This window comes from Thioalkalivibrio sp. ALMg9, assembly GCF_000380625.1.
GTDB lineage: Bacteria > Pseudomonadota > Gammaproteobacteria > Ectothiorhodospirales > Ectothiorhodospiraceae > Thioalkalivibrio > Thioalkalivibrio versutus.
Map to the genome: position 1 here is coordinate 500,001 of NZ_AQYC01000008.1, position 13,311 is coordinate 513,311.

Sequence of the window (13,311 nt, forward strand, 5' to 3'; positions counted from 1 at the left end):
AGGTAGCGAAATTCCTTGTCGGGTAAGTTCCGACCTGCACGAATGGCGTAACGATGGCGGCGCTGTCTCCACCCGAGACTCAGTGAAATTGAAATCGCAGTGAAGATGCTGTGTACCCGCGGCTAGACGGAAAGACCCCGTGAACCTTTACTACAGCTTCACACTGAACTTTGAACTTGTTTGTGTAGGATAGGTGGGAGGCTTTGAAACCGGGACGCCAGTCTCGGCGGAGCCAACCTTGAAATACCACCCTGGCAATTTTGGAGTTCTAACCCAGGCCTGTTATCCAGGTCGGGGACCGTGTGTGGTGGGTAGTTTGACTGGGGCGGTCTCCTCCCAAAGAGTAACGGAGGAGTGCGAAGGTACCCTCAGCGCGGTCGGAAATCGCGCGACGAGTGCAAAGGCATAAGGGTGCTTAACTGCGAGACAGACACGTCGAGCAGGTGCGAAAGCAGGTCTTAGTGATCCGGTGGTTCTGTATGGAAGGGCCATCGCTCAACGGATAAAAGGTACTCCGGGGATAACAGGCTGATACTGCCCAAGAGTCCATATCGACGGCAGTGTTTGGCACCTCGATGTCGGCTCATCACATCCTGGGGCTGAAGCAGGTCCCAAGGGTATGGCTGTTCGCCATTTAAAGTGGTACGCGAGCTGGGTTTAGAACGTCGTGAGACAGTTCGGTCCCTATCTGCCGTGGGCGTCGGAGATTTGACAGGATCTGTCCTTAGTACGAGAGGACCGGGATGGACGCACCTCTGGTGTTCCGGTTGTCACGCCAGTGGCATTGCCGGGTAGCTAAGTGCGGAAGGGATAACCGCTGAAAGCATCTAAGCGGGAAACCCACCTGAAGATGATATCTCCCTGGACCCTCGAGGTCCCTGTAGGGCCGTTGAAGACTACAACGTTGATAGGCTGGGTGTTGAAGCGCGGTAACGCGTGTAGCTAACCAGTACTAATTGCCCGTGAGGCTTGACCATATAACACCCAAAGTGTTGGTGGTCTCGTTTGACACATCGCTACGTACACAAGCCTAGAATGCATTCCGAATTTAGATGACGTGGAACAGTCCGCGTGGTCTAGCCAGTTTGTCTGGCGGCAATAGCGAGTAGGAACCACCCGATCCCATCCCGAACTCGGAAGTGAAACTGCTCTGCGCCGATGGTAGTGTGGGGTCTCCCCATGTGAGAGTAGGTCACCGCCAGGCATTAATCCGAAGCCCGGTCCCCTTTTTGGGGGCCGGGCTTTTTTTATGCGTGTTAGTCAGGCACCGTGTGCGGACGGTGAAGGCTGCTGCTGCGGCCCTTGGCCGGTTTGCAAGGGACGCAGGTGCCGAGACGGAGGCTGGGATGAGACAGAAGCGGACGGACGGCGGGTTAGTCCTGGTAGGGCTGGTGCTGCTCGGAATTGGACTCTATGCGATTTTCGGCGGACAGTTGGCTTTCACGCCCATTGCGCCGCGGGAGGGTTCCGGGTTTGGCGGGCCGGTGGCAACAGTCATTGGCGTGGCCTTCGTGATCGGGGGCCTGTATTTCCTTCGGGAGTCGCGCCGCTGATCACACTGGGCTTGGGACCACGTTGGAGAGCCGGCCTTGGTTTCCGACCCCAGCGTCAGGTGGCCGGAGGGGGCTGCGCCATGTGGGTTGATTGGCGCAGCCCTTCGACATGCGGCCGCGGCCGGGCTGATGTGACCGGGGGCACGGCGTTGGACGGGTAGTTGGAGTCAGGCTTGAGCCGTGGTTCGCCACGTGAAGCCGTAGTCCTGGGTTGCGATCTCGGGGTCGGATGGGGAGGAGCCAAGGCCGTCGGCGAGCGCCTGGCGTGCAAGCCCCTCGTGGTTGTTGTCACTCGACAGGTGCATACCGATCACGTGGCGTAGCCTGGATCGATCGATGCGATGGAGAAGGTCGGTGGCCGCGTGATTCGGTAGGTGGCCGTAACCGCCCGCAATACGTCGCTTGAGCGATGCCGGGTACCGCCCGGCGGCGAGCATGGCAGGGTCGTGGTTGCACTCCAGTAACAGGGCTTCGGCTGCATTGGCCACGTCGACCATGTGCGGGGAGATGTGGCCGGCATCCGTCATCAGGACCAGCCGGTGATCGCCGTCGGAAAACGCGAATTGGAGGGGTTCGCGGGAGTCGTGCGGCACCGTGTACGGTTGCACCCAGGCGTCGTCGATCTCCAGCGGTGCATCCGCCTGGATCTCCTGGATGTGAGCAAAACCGGTGTCGCGGGCGGCCAATCGGGTGCCGGGGCTGGTAAATACGGTGAGGCCGTAACGCCGGGATAGCGGCGCGGTGGCGCCGATGTGGTCGGCGTGCTCATGGGTCACCAGGACGGCCGTCAGGTCCTGTGGGGTCAGGTCGACCCGGGACAGGCGGCGTTCCAGCTCCTGCATCGAGAATCCGCAATCCACCAGCAGGCGGGTGGCACCGATCTCGACCACCAGGGCGTTGCCGGAACTCCCGCTGCCCAGGGAGCAGAAGCGGATCATGGTGGCTGGGCTCGCCGCGTTCTAGCGAAGGATCTGCTGCTCGATCTGCTCCAGTACGAACTCGGCGTCACGGCGGCCAAGGGGCTCGCCATCGATGTCGCGCGCCTCGATTCGCAGATCGCCGTCGCCGATGTCGGTCAGGCGAATCTGATAACGCTCGTTCTCGCGACGATCACCGCCGCGCCCGAAGATCCGACTGAAGAAGCCGCCGCGTTCGCTCTCGCCGACCATGTCGGGGCGATAGGTCACCTCGAAGGTCCCCGTATTGCGGTCTTGCTCGTCCACCAGGAGGCCGGCGCGGTCCAGGTAGGTGCCCATCTGCGACCACATGCGGTCGAAGTCGCTGCCCGTCACCAGTACCGGGTGGCCTTCGTGTTCCGTCTGGTGCAGCTCGGTCGGACGGTCGCCAATGGTCTCGGCTACCCGGGTGCCGCCCTCGGGGGTCTCGCCCGTGGCGAGGTAGACACGCAGGCGATTAAGCATTTCGGCCTCGAGTTCGGGATCGGACGGGCGCATTGCCCAGCGCCAGGTCTCGCCCTCGGGTTCTTCGGTGGCCCTTCGGTGCGAGATGTAGATGGCTGAGCGGCCATTGTCGCGTTCGACGCGCAGGCGGTATTGGTCGCGCGTGTTGGCGTCGTACACGTTACCCAGCGCACGGGCGAAGATGTTCTGTGTGCCCCGCAGCGGAATCCCGGCGCGGTCTTCGGCCCATTCGGTCTCCATGACGCCGACCTGGGGTTCGTTGCGCTCCAGGCGCAGGTTCTGACTGTCCCAGAATGCGGTCAGGCGATCCCAGAGATCCTCCGGGGCCACCTCGACACTCAGCCAGCGGACGCTGCCTTCGCGCATCAGCTGGATCTCGGTCGATTCCGGAAGCACCCGGGCATCGCTGCGGACCGGCGCGGTTGCCCCGGTGGGCTGGCGCTGCTGCTGGCGGGCCGCGGAGTCTTGCTGCATCTCGCGGGCGCTGATCCGTTCGCCCGGGGCGTCCGGAATACGGTAGGCGCGTTCGCTGTCGGGCGCGATCAGGTCCGGCGGGACCTCGAGGTTGTCCATCTGCCGACTCATTTCGTACTCGGGGCCGGACTGGCGGTCGCCGGAGGTCGAGCACCCGGCGATGGCCAGGCCCGTAGCCAGGGCCAGGGCGGTGCGGGTCGCGTGACGGTGGAGCTTGGCAGACTGTTTCATGTCGGGGATCAGACCTCTATGCCGGCCTGGCGCATCGCGTCCAGGACCGGCGCATGGAAGGGTTCGGACAACGGAGTCAGAGGCAGGCGGATGCCTTCCTCCATGAGCCCCATGCGTTGCAGCGCCCATTTGACCGGAATCGGGTTGGCCTCGAGGAACAGGGCCGAATGCAGCCCGTCCAACTGGCGATTGATCTCACGCGCCTCGTCGGGGCGGCCTTCGCGCACGGCGCGGCACATCGCGGCCATCAGTTGCGGTGCGACGTTGGCGGTGACCGAGATAACCCCGTGGCCGCCCGCGAGCAGAAAGGCCAGCCCGTTGCCGTCATCCCCACTGTAGAGGTCCAAGCGGTTGCCGACACGGGCGACCAGCTCGGCGGTTCGTTCGTTACTGGCCGAGGCTTCCTTGATCCCGATGATGTTCGGGATGTCGGCCAGACGCTCCACCGTCTCCGGCAACAGATCGACTGCGGTGCGGCCAGGCACGTTGTACAGGATCTGCGGGATGTCCACCGCTTCCGCAATGGCCTTGTGGTGCAGGTAAAGGCCTTCCTGGGTCGGCTTGTTGTAGTAGGGGGAGACCAGCAGGCAGGCATCCGCGCCGCCTTCCTTGGCGCAGCGGGTCAGGGCGATGGCCTCGCGCGTGGAGTTCGCGCCGGTACCCGCGATCACCGGCAGGCGCCCCGCGACGGTCTTCACCGTGTGGGCGATGGCCTCGCAGTGCTCGTCGAAATCGAGGGTCGCGGATTCACCGGTGGTGCCGACGGCAACAATGGCATCGGTGCCGGCCTCGATGTGGAATTCCAGGAGCCGATCCAGGGCCGGCCAGTCCAGGCTGCCGTCCGCGTGCATCGGGGTCGCCAGTGCGACCATGCTGCCTTGAAACATCGACTCCTCCAACAACGGTAATGGTGCAGTCTAACGGGCGGGTGACAGGGCATTCAAGATTCCTTCGGCCGGGTGTTCGCCGCACCTCGTCTTTCGTGCACCCGGTCGCCTCCCCTGGCGGGGAGACACGCGGATCAAGTCGCCCGGCTGCGTTGGCGCCGCCGGGGCAAGGTGGTATGTTGCGAGCCATCATGCCTGTTGCCGCTTTCACGCAGAGCCCCCCCGGGTGCTTGCCCGTCCCTTGCCTCGCGCGCAGCCGGCGGGTGCCGCATGGCTGAGGTGGTTGGCGCGGGCACCCACACCCACTTGATCCTCAACCTGATCGGGCCCGATCAGCCCGGTCTGGTGTCCAGCGTGACCCGCGTGATCGCCGATACCGGCTGCAATCTCGAATCCAGTCGCATCACGGTCGTGGGTGGCTACTGCTGCATGGCGCTTAGCGCCAGTGGCAACTGGAAGACCCTGGGTACCCTGGAGTCCCGTCTGCAGCGCCTGGAGGCGGAGATGGGGCTGGTCGTGGTGGCCCGTCGCGGCCCGCTGGAGGAGCGCCCCGAGGCGGCGATGCCCTATGCCGTGGACGCAGTAGCCCTGGACACCCCGGGCCTGCTGAATGCCCTGGCCGATTTCTTTACCAGCCGTGGAGTGAACCTGCGCGACGTCCAGACCCGGGTATACATTGCCCAGCAGACCGGGGCGCGCATGTTTGCGGCCAACATGGTCGTGGATATCCCCGCAGGGCAGCACCTGGCCACCCTGCGTGGCGAGTTCATGGATTTCTGTGACGAACTGAACGTGGACGGCGTGCTGGACCCGATCAAGGCCTGAACCGGCCGGGCTCGCGTGGCGTCCGCAGTCTTCTGCTTTGAGACCCTCTACTCAAGGAGCAACGCCTGATGAGCATCGCAATCGACCAGCGGGTACCCGAGGACCTGCGTGTGCCGGCGACCGGCGACCAGACGCTGGGACCGGCCGACTTCAAGGGCCGCATCGTGGTCCTGTATTTTTACCCCAAGGACAGTACCCCCGGCTGCACCAACGAGAGCCGCGACTTTGCTGCCAACCAGGCCGCCTTTGACGCCGCCGGTGCAGTGATCCTCGGTGTCTCGCGCGACAGCGTGAAGAGCCACGAGAACTTCCGCGCCAAGCAGGAGTTGCCCTTCGATCTGTTGAGCGATGGCGACGAGACCCTGTGCGACGCCTTCGATGTCATCAAGATGAAGAACATGTACGGCAAGCAGGTGCGTGGTATCGAGCGCTCCACGTTCGTGATCGATGCCGATGGCGTGTTGCGCAAGGAGTGGCGCAAGGTGAAGGTGCCGGGCCATGTGGACGAGGTCCTCGCCGCGGTGCGCGAACTCGCAGGGAGCTGAGCCCCTCTTCCCCCACTGCGCCCCGGAGGTGTCATGAACGCGATCGCCCAGGATCCGAAACGCCTGCTCGTCCTGGACACCAATGTCCTGATGCACGACCCCACGGCGCTGTTCCGCTTCAAGGAACACGACATCTTCCTGCCCATGGTCGTGCTCGAGGAGCTTGACCGTGGCAAGAAGGGGGTTTCCGAAGTCGCGCGCAACGTACGCCAGGTCTCGCGCTTCATTGACGAGCTCACCACCGGCGCCCAGCACGAGCAGATCGCCGCCGGGTTGCCGCTGCAGGCGGATTCGCTCAGCGAGTCGACGTTCGCGCCCACCGGGCGCCTGTTCTTTCAGACCCGCAACCTGTCCTCCAGCCTGCCGGCCTCGCTGCCGGGCACCTCGGCCGACAATGACATCCTCGCCACTGCCCAGGCGCTGAAGACCGAGTATCCCGACACCCCGGTGACGCTGGTATCCAAGGACATCAACCTGCGCATCAAGGCCACGGTGATCGGCCTGCACGCGGAGGACTACTACAACGATCAGGTGCTGGACGACGTCAGCCTGCTGTTCTCCGGCATGACCGAACTGCCAGCGGACTTCTGGGAGACCCACGGTGCCAAGATGGACTCCTGGCAGGAGTCCGGCCGCACCTACTATCGCGTGACCGGCCCGCTGGTGGCCGAGTGGCAGCCCAACCAGTTCGTCTACCGCGAGGGCGAGAACCCGCTGTCCGCGATCGTGCTGGAGATCGACCAGCCGAACGAATCCGCGGTAATCGAGCTGGTCGACGACTACATGACCCCGCGCCACAGCGTCTGGGGCATCAACGCCCGCAATCGCGAGCAGAACTACGCCCTGAACCTGCTGATGGACCCGGAGGTGGACTTCGTCTCCCTGCTGGGGGCCGCCGGCACCGGCAAGACCCTGCTGACCCTGGCCGCCGGGCTTGCGCAGACACTGGAGGACAACACCTACAAGGAGATCATCATGACCCGGGTCACGGTCCCAGTGGGCGAGGATATCGGCTTCCTGCCCGGGACCGAAGAGGAAAAGATGACCCCGTGGATGGGAGCGCTGATGGACAACCTCGAGGTGCTGGCCAAGTCCGAGGGCGCCGGGGACTGGGGGCGCATGGCCACCAACGACGTCCTGACCAGCCGCATCAAGATCCGCTCGCTGAACTTCATGCGCGGGCGTACCTTCCTCAACCGCTACATCATCCTTGACGAGGCGCAGAACCTGACCTCCAAGCAGATGAAGACCCTGATCACCCGGGCCGGGCCCGGGACCAAGGTGGTCGCGCTGGGCAATATCGCGCAGATCGACACCCCGTACCTGACCGAGACTTCCAGCGGACTGACCTATGTAGTGGACCGGTTCCGCAACTGGACCCACAGCGGCCACATCACGCTGACACGCGGGGAGCGCTCACGGCTGGCGGACTACGCCTCGAATCACTTGTAGGTGTCGGGAAGACAAACGCGGGGGCGGCAACGGAGCGGGAAACGGGCACCGTCATTGCGAGGAGCGAAGCGACGTGGCGACCTCCGTCCGGGATCATCTGATTCCGCATCTAGCTCAGCGCCAGCTTCGGGCGGTTGCCGCGGCCCCTGCGGGGCCTCGCAATGACGGTGCCAGTTGCGAGGAATGGGCTCAGCCGTCCTCGCTGTAGCGCACGCAGGCGCGGTCGGTCTCCCACAGGGTCAGCGCGTGCATGCGCAGGCCCGGGCGGTTCAGGCGTCCGGCCATTTCCCGGTAGAACCACTGGGCAATGTTCTCGGCCGTGGGGTTGACCGTGTCGAACGGCGGGACGTCGTTCAGGTAGCGGTGATCCAGCTGCCCGGCGATCTCGCGCGCGGCGGTCTTGACCACCTTGAAGTCCACCGCCATGCCGGAATCGTCCAGGGTCTCGGCCTGGACCTCGGCCTCCACCTTCCAGTTGTGCCCGTGCATGTTCGCGCACTGCCCCGGGTAGTCGCGCAGGGTATGCGCGGAGGCAAAGTCGGTCAGGACGCGAAGGGTGTAACGGGCACTCATGATCGTTTTCCGGGCGAGCGGCCATGGCGGCCGGGTTTTGATTAGCCCGCGAAGCCTATCCGGCTGCCGTCGTCCGCGCAATTCTCCAGCCCGAAGGCGTGGCGAATCGCGGCCAGTACGCCGGCCGTGTCGAGGCCGCAATCGGCGAGGATCTGCTCGCGCGAGCCATGCTCGGTGAAGGCATCCGGGATGCCCAGTACCTGGCAGGGCCGGGTCAGCCCTTCGGCCGAGAGCCACTCCAGTACTGCGCTGCCGGCACCACCGGCGCGCGCATGATCCTCGAGCGTCACGAAGCCCTGGTGGCTGGCGGCCAGTTGCGCCAGCAGCGCCGTATCCAGGGGCTTGATGAAGCGCATGTTGACCACGGTGGCATCCAGCGCCTCGCCGGCCGCCAGGGCGGTCTCCAGCAGAGCGCCGAAGCTGAGGATGGCCAGACCCCGGCCCTCGCGCACGACCTCGGCGCGCCCGACCGGCAATGTTTCCAGATCCTCGCTGCCGCCCTCCGGCAGTTCGCCGGGCCCGCCACCGCGCGGATAGCGCACCGCCGCCGGGCCGTCGTGGGCGAAGCCGGTGGACAGCATCTGGCGACACTCGCGCTCGTTGGCGGGTGCCATCAGCAGCAGGTTGGGGACCGTGCGCAGCAGGGCCGTGTCGAAGGTGCCGGCATGGGTCGGGCCATCGGCGCCGACGATCCCGGCACGATCCACGGCGAACAGCACCGGCAGATTCTGCAGTGCGACGTCGTGGATCACCTGATCCATGGCGCGCTGCAGGAAGGTCGAGTAGATCGCCACCACGGGCTTCTGGCCCTCGCAGGCCATGCCCGCGGCCAGGGTGACGGCATGCTGCTCGGCGATCCCGACGTCGAAATAGCGCTGTGGGAATTGTTCGGAGAACGCGACCAGGCCGGAACCCTCGCGCATGGCCGGGGTGATACCCAGCAGGCGATTGTCGGCCGTGGCCTGGTCGCACAGCCACTGGCTGAAGATGTCGGTGTAGGTTGGGGGCTTCGGGGCGGACGGGGCGAGGCCATTTTCCGGCTCGAACTTGGACACGCCATGGTAGCGGCAGGGGTCTTCCTCCGCGGGTGCATAGCCCTGGCCCTTGCGGGTAACCACGTGCAGCAGTTGCGGCCCGTGGGTGCCGCGCAGGTTCTTCAGGATCGAGACCAGCCCGTTCACGTCGTGGCCGTCCACCGGGCCGAAGTAGCGAAAGCCCAGTTCCTCGAACAGCGTACCGGGCACGAACATGCCCTTCATGTGTTCCTCGGCGCGCTGGGCAAAGGCCTTCATCGGCGGGACGAACTCCAGCATGCGCTTGGAGCCTTCGCGCATCGAGCTGTACAGGGGGCCGGACAGCAGTCGGGTGAAGTACTGATTGAGCGCGCCGACATTGGGCGAGATCGACATATCGTTGTCGTTCAGGATCACCAGCAGGTTGCAGTCGAGATCGCCGATGTGGTTCAGCGCCTCGAAGGCCATGCCCGCGGTCATCGCGCCGTCGCCGATTACGGCCACGTGGCGCCGGTCCAGCCCGGCGTGCTTCGCCGCCAGGGCCATGCCGGCGGCAGCGCTGATGGAGGTGCTGGAGTGCCCCGCCCCGAAGGCGTCGTATTCGCTCTCCGCGCGTTTGGGGAAGCCGGCCAGGCCCCCGTACTGGCGCAGACGGGCCATGTCGGCCCGGCGTCCGGTCAGGATCTTGTGGGCGTAGGCCTGATGGCCGACGTCCCAGACGATGCGGTCGTCGGGGGTGTTGAACGCGTAGTGCAGCGCGATCGCGAGTTCCACCGTGCCGAGGTTGGCAGCGAGATGGCCGCCGGTGCGCGAGACGCTCTCGATCAGGAATTGACGCAGTTCGTCGGCCACCCCGGTGAGGTCCGAGGCCGGGCGTTCCCGCAGGTCGGCGGGCCATTCGATTGCATCCAGCAGGGGTGTGGGGGTCATCTAGGCGGGCCGGTTCAATTCATGCGATCGACGATGTACCGCGCCAGGAAGCGAAGCAAGTCCGCCTCCTGACCGAAGGGTTGCAGCTCGGTCAGTGCCTCGTCGACCAGGGCCACCGCCCGCTCGCGCGAGGCCTCCAGGCCCTGCAGCGAGGGGAAGGTGGGCTTGTGCAGACGGGCATCCGCGCCACAGGCCTTGCCCAGGATCTCGGGGTCGCCTTCCACGTCGAGGACGTCGTCACGGATCTGGAAGGCCAGGCCGATGCATTCGGCGTAGCGTGTCAGGCGCTCCAGGGCGTCGGGGTCGGGCGTGCCGGCCAGCGCCCCCAGCCGCACCGAGGCGCGGATCAGGGCGCCGGTCTTCAGCCGGTGCATGCGTTCCAGTTCCGGCAGGTCGATGGGCTGGCCGCAGGCCCCGAGGTCGATCGCCTGGCCACCCGCCATGCCGTGCAGGCCGGCGGCGCGCGCGAGCTCGCGCACCGCGTTCAGCCCGGTCGGCGCGGGCAGTTCCGCGACGCCATCGGTCAGGATGTCGAAGGCCAGGGCCTGCAAGGCATCCCCGGCGAGGATGGCGGTCGCCTCGTCGAAGGCCTTGTGGCAGGTCGGGCGGCCGCGACGCAGGTCGTCATCGTCCATCGCCGGAAGGTCATCGTGGATCAGGGAATAGACGTGGATCATCTCCACCGCTGCGGCCATCGCATCCAGCGCCGGTTCCGGGGCGCCGGTCGTGCGCCCGGCCGCGTAGACCAGGACCGGGCGCAGGCGCTTGCCGCCGGACAGCGTGGCGTAGCGCATCGCCTCGATCAGGCGGGCGTCGGGGGCGCCGCCCGTGCCCAGGTGGCGGTCGAGGACGGCCTCGATGCGATGCTGGTATTCGTTCAGGGCCTGCTCGGGGGCGGTGGCGGTCAATGGCGGCTCGCTAGAACGGGACATCGGGGTCCGTCGTATCGTGCGGCTCCGGTGTCCGGGGAACATGGGTGCTTGCGTGATGGTCATTCTGGGCAGCGGTGCCGGAAGGTGCTTCCTGGGCCAGTGCCTCGATCCGGCGCTGGGCATCGTCGAGCGCCAGCTGGCAGCGGTTGACCAGTTCCATGCCACGCTGGAATTCGCCCAGCGACTGCTCCAGGCCGAGCTCGCCGGACTCCATCCGGGCGACCAGGGCCTCCAGGGCCTCCAGGCTGGCTTCGAATTCCGCCGGGCTGTCGGCGCTGGGCGAATCGGTCATGATGGATTACCGGGTCGAAAAGGTGAGAAAGTATCCGATCCGCTGCGGCGAGGAAAGGCGTGGCGCACGGCAGTCCTTGTTTATGGCGCCACCGCCCCCATAATCCGGAGGGCTTCCGGTTGACACTGAACCGGGTGCCGACTAGAGTTTTCGTACGGTTTAGACCGAGTCTAAACGCCCGTCTGCACAGGCATTCCTGTGGTTGTGTAGAACTTATCCAGAGAGAAGGAGAGCACCATGGACCTGAAAGGCAGCAAGACCGAAGAAGCCCTGAAAGAGGCCTTTGCCGGCGAATCGATGGCCAACCGCCGTTACCTGTACTTCGCTTCCAAGGCCGACGTGGAAGGCTACAACGACGTCGCCACCGTGTTCCGTTCCACCGCGGAAGGTGAAACCGGCCACGCCCACGGTCATCTCGAGTACCTCGAGAGCTGCGGCGATCCGGCCACCGGCCTGGAGTTCGGCCCCACCTCCGCCAACCTGAAGACCGCCGTCGCCGGCGAGACCCACGAGTACACCGACATGTACCCGGGCATGGCCAAGACCGCCCGCGACGAGGGCTTCGACGAAGTCGCCGACTGGTTCGAAACCCTCGCCAAGGCGGAGCGTTCCCACGCCAACCGCTTCCAGAAGGCGCTGGACCAGCTGGACGACTGATCGTCTCGCAGTGCTGGAAGTACACGGGGCCGGTCCGCCGGCCCCGTTTTCCGGGAGATACGGAACAGCCTGTGGCGTGGCTGAATGCAGTTCACCTCGCATGCTGTTCCGTGTTTCCCTCGAAGCATCGTACTGATACGGACACCGGAGGGATGCATGTCTGCGCCGACGCACCAACGTGAAGGAAGTCTCGAAGCCCCGACCCGTCATCCGCTGGACTGGAAGAACCCGGAGTTCTACAACGAGGAATCGCTGTTCAGCGAACTGGAACGGGTCTTTGATATCTGCCACGGCTGCCGTCGTTGCGTAAGCCTGTGCAACTCCTTCCCCACCCTGTTCGACTTGGTCGACGAATCCGAGACCCTGGAAGTCGACGGGGTCGACAAGAAGGATTACTGGCAGGTCGTCGATCACTGCTACCTGTGTGATCTGTGCTACCTGACCAAGTGTCCCTATGTGCCGCCGCACGAGTGGAACGTGGACTTCCCGCACCTGATGTTGCGGGCCAAGGCCTTCCGTTTCCAGAACGAGGGCGCCAAGACCTCGCACAAGCTGATGTCCAGCACGGACATGGTCGGCAAGCTGGCGGGCATCCCGGTGGTCGCCGGCGCGGTCAATGCCGCGAACAAGAACGGCGCGGTGCGCAAGATGCTGGACAAGACCATGGGCGTGCACCCGGACGCCCCGGTCCCCGAGTACCACTCCAGCAAGGGCCGCTCGCGCGTTGCCAAGACCGCGAAGGGTGTCAGCAACCCCGAGCCGGCCGGTGCCACCCAGGGCAAGGTCGCCCTCTACGCGACCTGCTACGGCAACTACAACGAGCCGCATCTGGTCGAGGACCTGGTCAAGGTCTTCGAGCACAACGGTATCGAGGTCACCCTGGTCGAGAAGGAACAGTGCTGCGGCATGCCCAAGCTGGAGCTGGGCGACCTGAAGTCGGTAGAGGCCTCCAAGGACGCCAACATCCCGGCAATGAAGCGCATGATCGACCAGGGCTATGACATCGTGGCCCCGGTGCCGTCCTGCGTGCTGATGTTCAAGCAGGAACTGCCGCTGATGTTCCCGGACGACGCCGACGTGATCGCAGTGCGCGACCGCATCTTCGACCCGTTCGAGTACCTGATGGAGCGGCACAAGGACGGCAAGCTGAATACCGATTTCCCCGAGAAGCTCGGCAAGATCGCTTACCACGCCGCCTGCCACCTGCGGGTGCAGAACATGGGTCTGAAGACCCGTGATCTGCTCAAACTGGTGCCGGAGACCGAGATCGACGTGATCGAGCGCTGCTCCGGACACGACGGCACCTACGGGGTGAAAAGCGAATTCTACGAGACGGCATCCAAGATCTGCCGTCCGGTAGTCAGCCGCGTGCAGAAGGCCGAGTCCGACCACTACTCGAGCGATTGCCCGATGGCCGGCCACATGATCGAGAACGGGCTGCAGGGCAAGGGCGAGGACAAGGCGCCCGAGCATCCGCTAACCCTTCTGCGCCAGGCGTATGGCCTGTAAGGCTGCCGGGCGGTATA

13 protein-coding genes and 2 rRNA genes (1 of these 15 cut by a window edge) are annotated in these 13,311 nt (G+C 65.1%); 8 read left to right on the plus strand and 7 right to left on the minus strand.

The window, feature by feature from the left end; genetic code table 11:
• The 3 genes from F792_RS0107650 to F792_RS0107660 all read left to right on the plus strand — a co-directional run.
• A 23S ribosomal RNA gene (locus F792_RS0107650) occupies positions 1-977 on the plus strand (it extends 1,902 nt beyond the left edge of the window).
• Between the two features lie 111 nt (positions 978-1,088).
• Positions 1,089-1,204 (plus strand): 5S ribosomal RNA (gene rrf, locus F792_RS0107655).
• A gap of 142 nt (positions 1,205-1,346) precedes the next feature.
• Positions 1,347-1,553 carry a hypothetical protein gene (locus F792_RS0107660; RefSeq protein ID WP_018145297.1) on the plus strand — a complete coding sequence of 69 codons (207 nt, stop codon included), beginning with the start codon at positions 1,347-1,349 and terminating at the stop codon, positions 1,551-1,553.
• 167 nt (positions 1,554-1,720) lie between these two features.
• Here F792_RS0107660 and F792_RS0107665 read toward each other — a convergent pair whose 3' ends face one another.
• Genes F792_RS0107665 through dapA form a run of 3 tightly spaced genes read right to left on the minus strand, consistent with a single transcriptional unit; the run spans position 1,721 to position 4,566 of the window.
• On the minus strand, positions 1,721-2,491 hold the full coding sequence (locus F792_RS0107665) for an MBL fold metallo-hydrolase (protein ID WP_018169067.1): 771 nt from the start codon (positions 2,489-2,491) through the stop codon (positions 1,721-1,723).
• Positions 2,492-2,512: 21 nt separating this feature from the next.
• Positions 2,513-3,679 (minus strand): outer membrane protein assembly factor BamC, encoded by a 1,167-nt coding sequence (gene bamC / locus F792_RS0107670; protein WP_018169068.1) that lies wholly within the window; start codon positions 3,677-3,679, stop codon positions 2,513-2,515.
• Positions 3,680-3,687: 8 nt separating this feature from the next.
• Complete coding sequence (gene dapA / locus F792_RS0107675; protein ID WP_018145300.1) at positions 3,688-4,566, minus strand: 4-hydroxy-tetrahydrodipicolinate synthase; 879 nt, start codon at positions 4,564-4,566, stop codon at positions 3,688-3,690.
• A gap of 270 nt (positions 4,567-4,836) precedes the next feature.
• On the opposite strand from dapA, the gene F792_RS0107680 reads away from it, so the two are divergent.
• From F792_RS0107680 to F792_RS0107690, 3 genes are all read left to right on the plus strand, one after another.
• Positions 4,837-5,391: a glycine cleavage system protein R gene (locus F792_RS0107680; protein WP_018145301.1), complete on the plus strand. Its 555-nt coding sequence runs from the start codon at positions 4,837-4,839 to the stop codon at positions 5,389-5,391.
• A 68-nt stretch (positions 5,392-5,459) separates the two neighbouring features.
• The gene (locus F792_RS0107685; RefSeq protein ID WP_018169069.1) at positions 5,460-5,936 is read left to right on the plus strand and encodes a peroxiredoxin; all 477 of its coding nucleotides are present in this window, start codon (positions 5,460-5,462) and stop codon (positions 5,934-5,936) included.
• A gap of 33 nt (positions 5,937-5,969) precedes the next feature.
• The gene (locus F792_RS0107690) at positions 5,970-7,388 is read left to right on the plus strand and encodes a PhoH family protein (RefSeq protein ID WP_018169070.1); all 1,419 of its coding nucleotides are present in this window, start codon (positions 5,970-5,972) and stop codon (positions 7,386-7,388) included.
• A gap of 189 nt (positions 7,389-7,577) precedes the next feature.
• Here the strand turns inward: F792_RS0107690 and queD are convergent, their stop codons facing one another.
• Genes queD through F792_RS0107710 form a run of 4 tightly spaced genes read right to left on the minus strand, consistent with a single transcriptional unit; the run spans position 7,578 to position 11,128 of the window.
• On the minus strand, positions 7,578-7,961 hold the full coding sequence (gene queD / locus F792_RS0107695; protein WP_018145304.1) for a 6-carboxytetrahydropterin synthase QueD: 384 nt from the start codon (positions 7,959-7,961) through the stop codon (positions 7,578-7,580).
• A gap of 41 nt (positions 7,962-8,002) precedes the next feature.
• Entirely contained in the window at positions 8,003-9,904 is a 1,902-nt protein-coding gene (dxs, locus tag F792_RS0107700) for a 1-deoxy-D-xylulose-5-phosphate synthase (RefSeq protein WP_018169071.1), read from the minus strand.
• 14 nt (positions 9,905-9,918) lie between these two features.
• A complete protein-coding gene (gene ispA, locus F792_RS0107705) occupies positions 9,919-10,812 on the minus strand; it encodes a (2E,6E)-farnesyl diphosphate synthase (RefSeq protein WP_018169072.1) in 894 nt (297 codons plus the stop codon).
• 10 nt (positions 10,813-10,822) lie between these two features.
• Positions 10,823-11,128, minus strand: a complete 306-nt coding sequence (locus F792_RS0107710) for an exodeoxyribonuclease VII small subunit (protein WP_018169073.1) — start codon at positions 11,126-11,128, stop codon at positions 10,823-10,825.
• A 237-nt stretch (positions 11,129-11,365) separates the two neighbouring features.
• Here F792_RS0107710 and F792_RS0107715 point away from each other — a divergent pair, with 237 nt between their 5' ends.
• Positions 11,366-11,785 carry a rubrerythrin family protein gene (locus F792_RS0107715; protein WP_018145308.1) on the plus strand — a complete coding sequence of 140 codons (420 nt, stop codon included), beginning with the start codon at positions 11,366-11,368 and terminating at the stop codon, positions 11,783-11,785.
• Positions 11,786-11,941: 156 nt separating this feature from the next.
• The gene (locus tag F792_RS0107720; protein ID WP_018145309.1) at positions 11,942-13,294 is read left to right on the plus strand and encodes a heterodisulfide reductase-related iron-sulfur binding cluster; all 1,353 of its coding nucleotides are present in this window, start codon (positions 11,942-11,944) and stop codon (positions 13,292-13,294) included.
• The last annotated feature ends 17 nt before the right edge of the window (positions 13,295-13,311 follow it).

What these genes read in the sequence shown, in the direction of transcription:
- F792_RS0107710 (WP_018169073.1), bottom strand. Translation starts at nt 11,128, where the DNA reads ATGACCGATTCGCCCAGCGCCGACAGCCCGGCGGAATTCGAAGCCAGC.
- queD (WP_018145304.1), bottom strand. Translation starts at nt 7,961, where the DNA reads ATGAGTGCCCGTTACACCCTTCGCGTCCTGACCGACTTTGCCTCCGCG.
- F792_RS0107720 (WP_018145309.1), top strand. Translation starts at nt 11,942, where the DNA reads ATGTCTGCGCCGACGCACCAACGTGAAGGAAGTCTCGAAGCCCCGACC.
- F792_RS0107715 (WP_018145308.1), top strand. Translation starts at nt 11,366, where the DNA reads ATGGACCTGAAAGGCAGCAAGACCGAAGAAGCCCTGAAAGAGGCCTTT.
- F792_RS0107665 (WP_018169067.1), bottom strand. Translation starts at nt 2,491, where the DNA reads ATGATCCGCTTCTGCTCCCTGGGCAGCGGGAGTTCCGGCAACGCCCTG.
- F792_RS0107690 (WP_018169070.1), top strand. Translation starts at nt 5,970, where the DNA reads ATGAACGCGATCGCCCAGGATCCGAAACGCCTGCTCGTCCTGGACACC.
- dapA (WP_018145300.1), bottom strand. Translation starts at nt 4,566, where the DNA reads ATGTTTCAAGGCAGCATGGTCGCACTGGCGACCCCGATGCACGCGGAC.
- F792_RS0107685 (WP_018169069.1), top strand. Translation starts at nt 5,460, where the DNA reads ATGAGCATCGCAATCGACCAGCGGGTACCCGAGGACCTGCGTGTGCCG.
- F792_RS0107680 (WP_018145301.1), top strand. Translation starts at nt 4,837, where the DNA reads ATGGCTGAGGTGGTTGGCGCGGGCACCCACACCCACTTGATCCTCAAC.
- F792_RS0107660 (WP_018145297.1), top strand. Translation starts at nt 1,347, where the DNA reads ATGAGACAGAAGCGGACGGACGGCGGGTTAGTCCTGGTAGGGCTGGTG.
- bamC (WP_018169068.1), bottom strand. Translation starts at nt 3,679, where the DNA reads ATGAAACAGTCTGCCAAGCTCCACCGTCACGCGACCCGCACCGCCCTG.
- dxs (WP_018169071.1), bottom strand. Translation starts at nt 9,904, where the DNA reads ATGACCCCCACACCCCTGCTGGATGCAATCGAATGGCCCGCCGACCTG.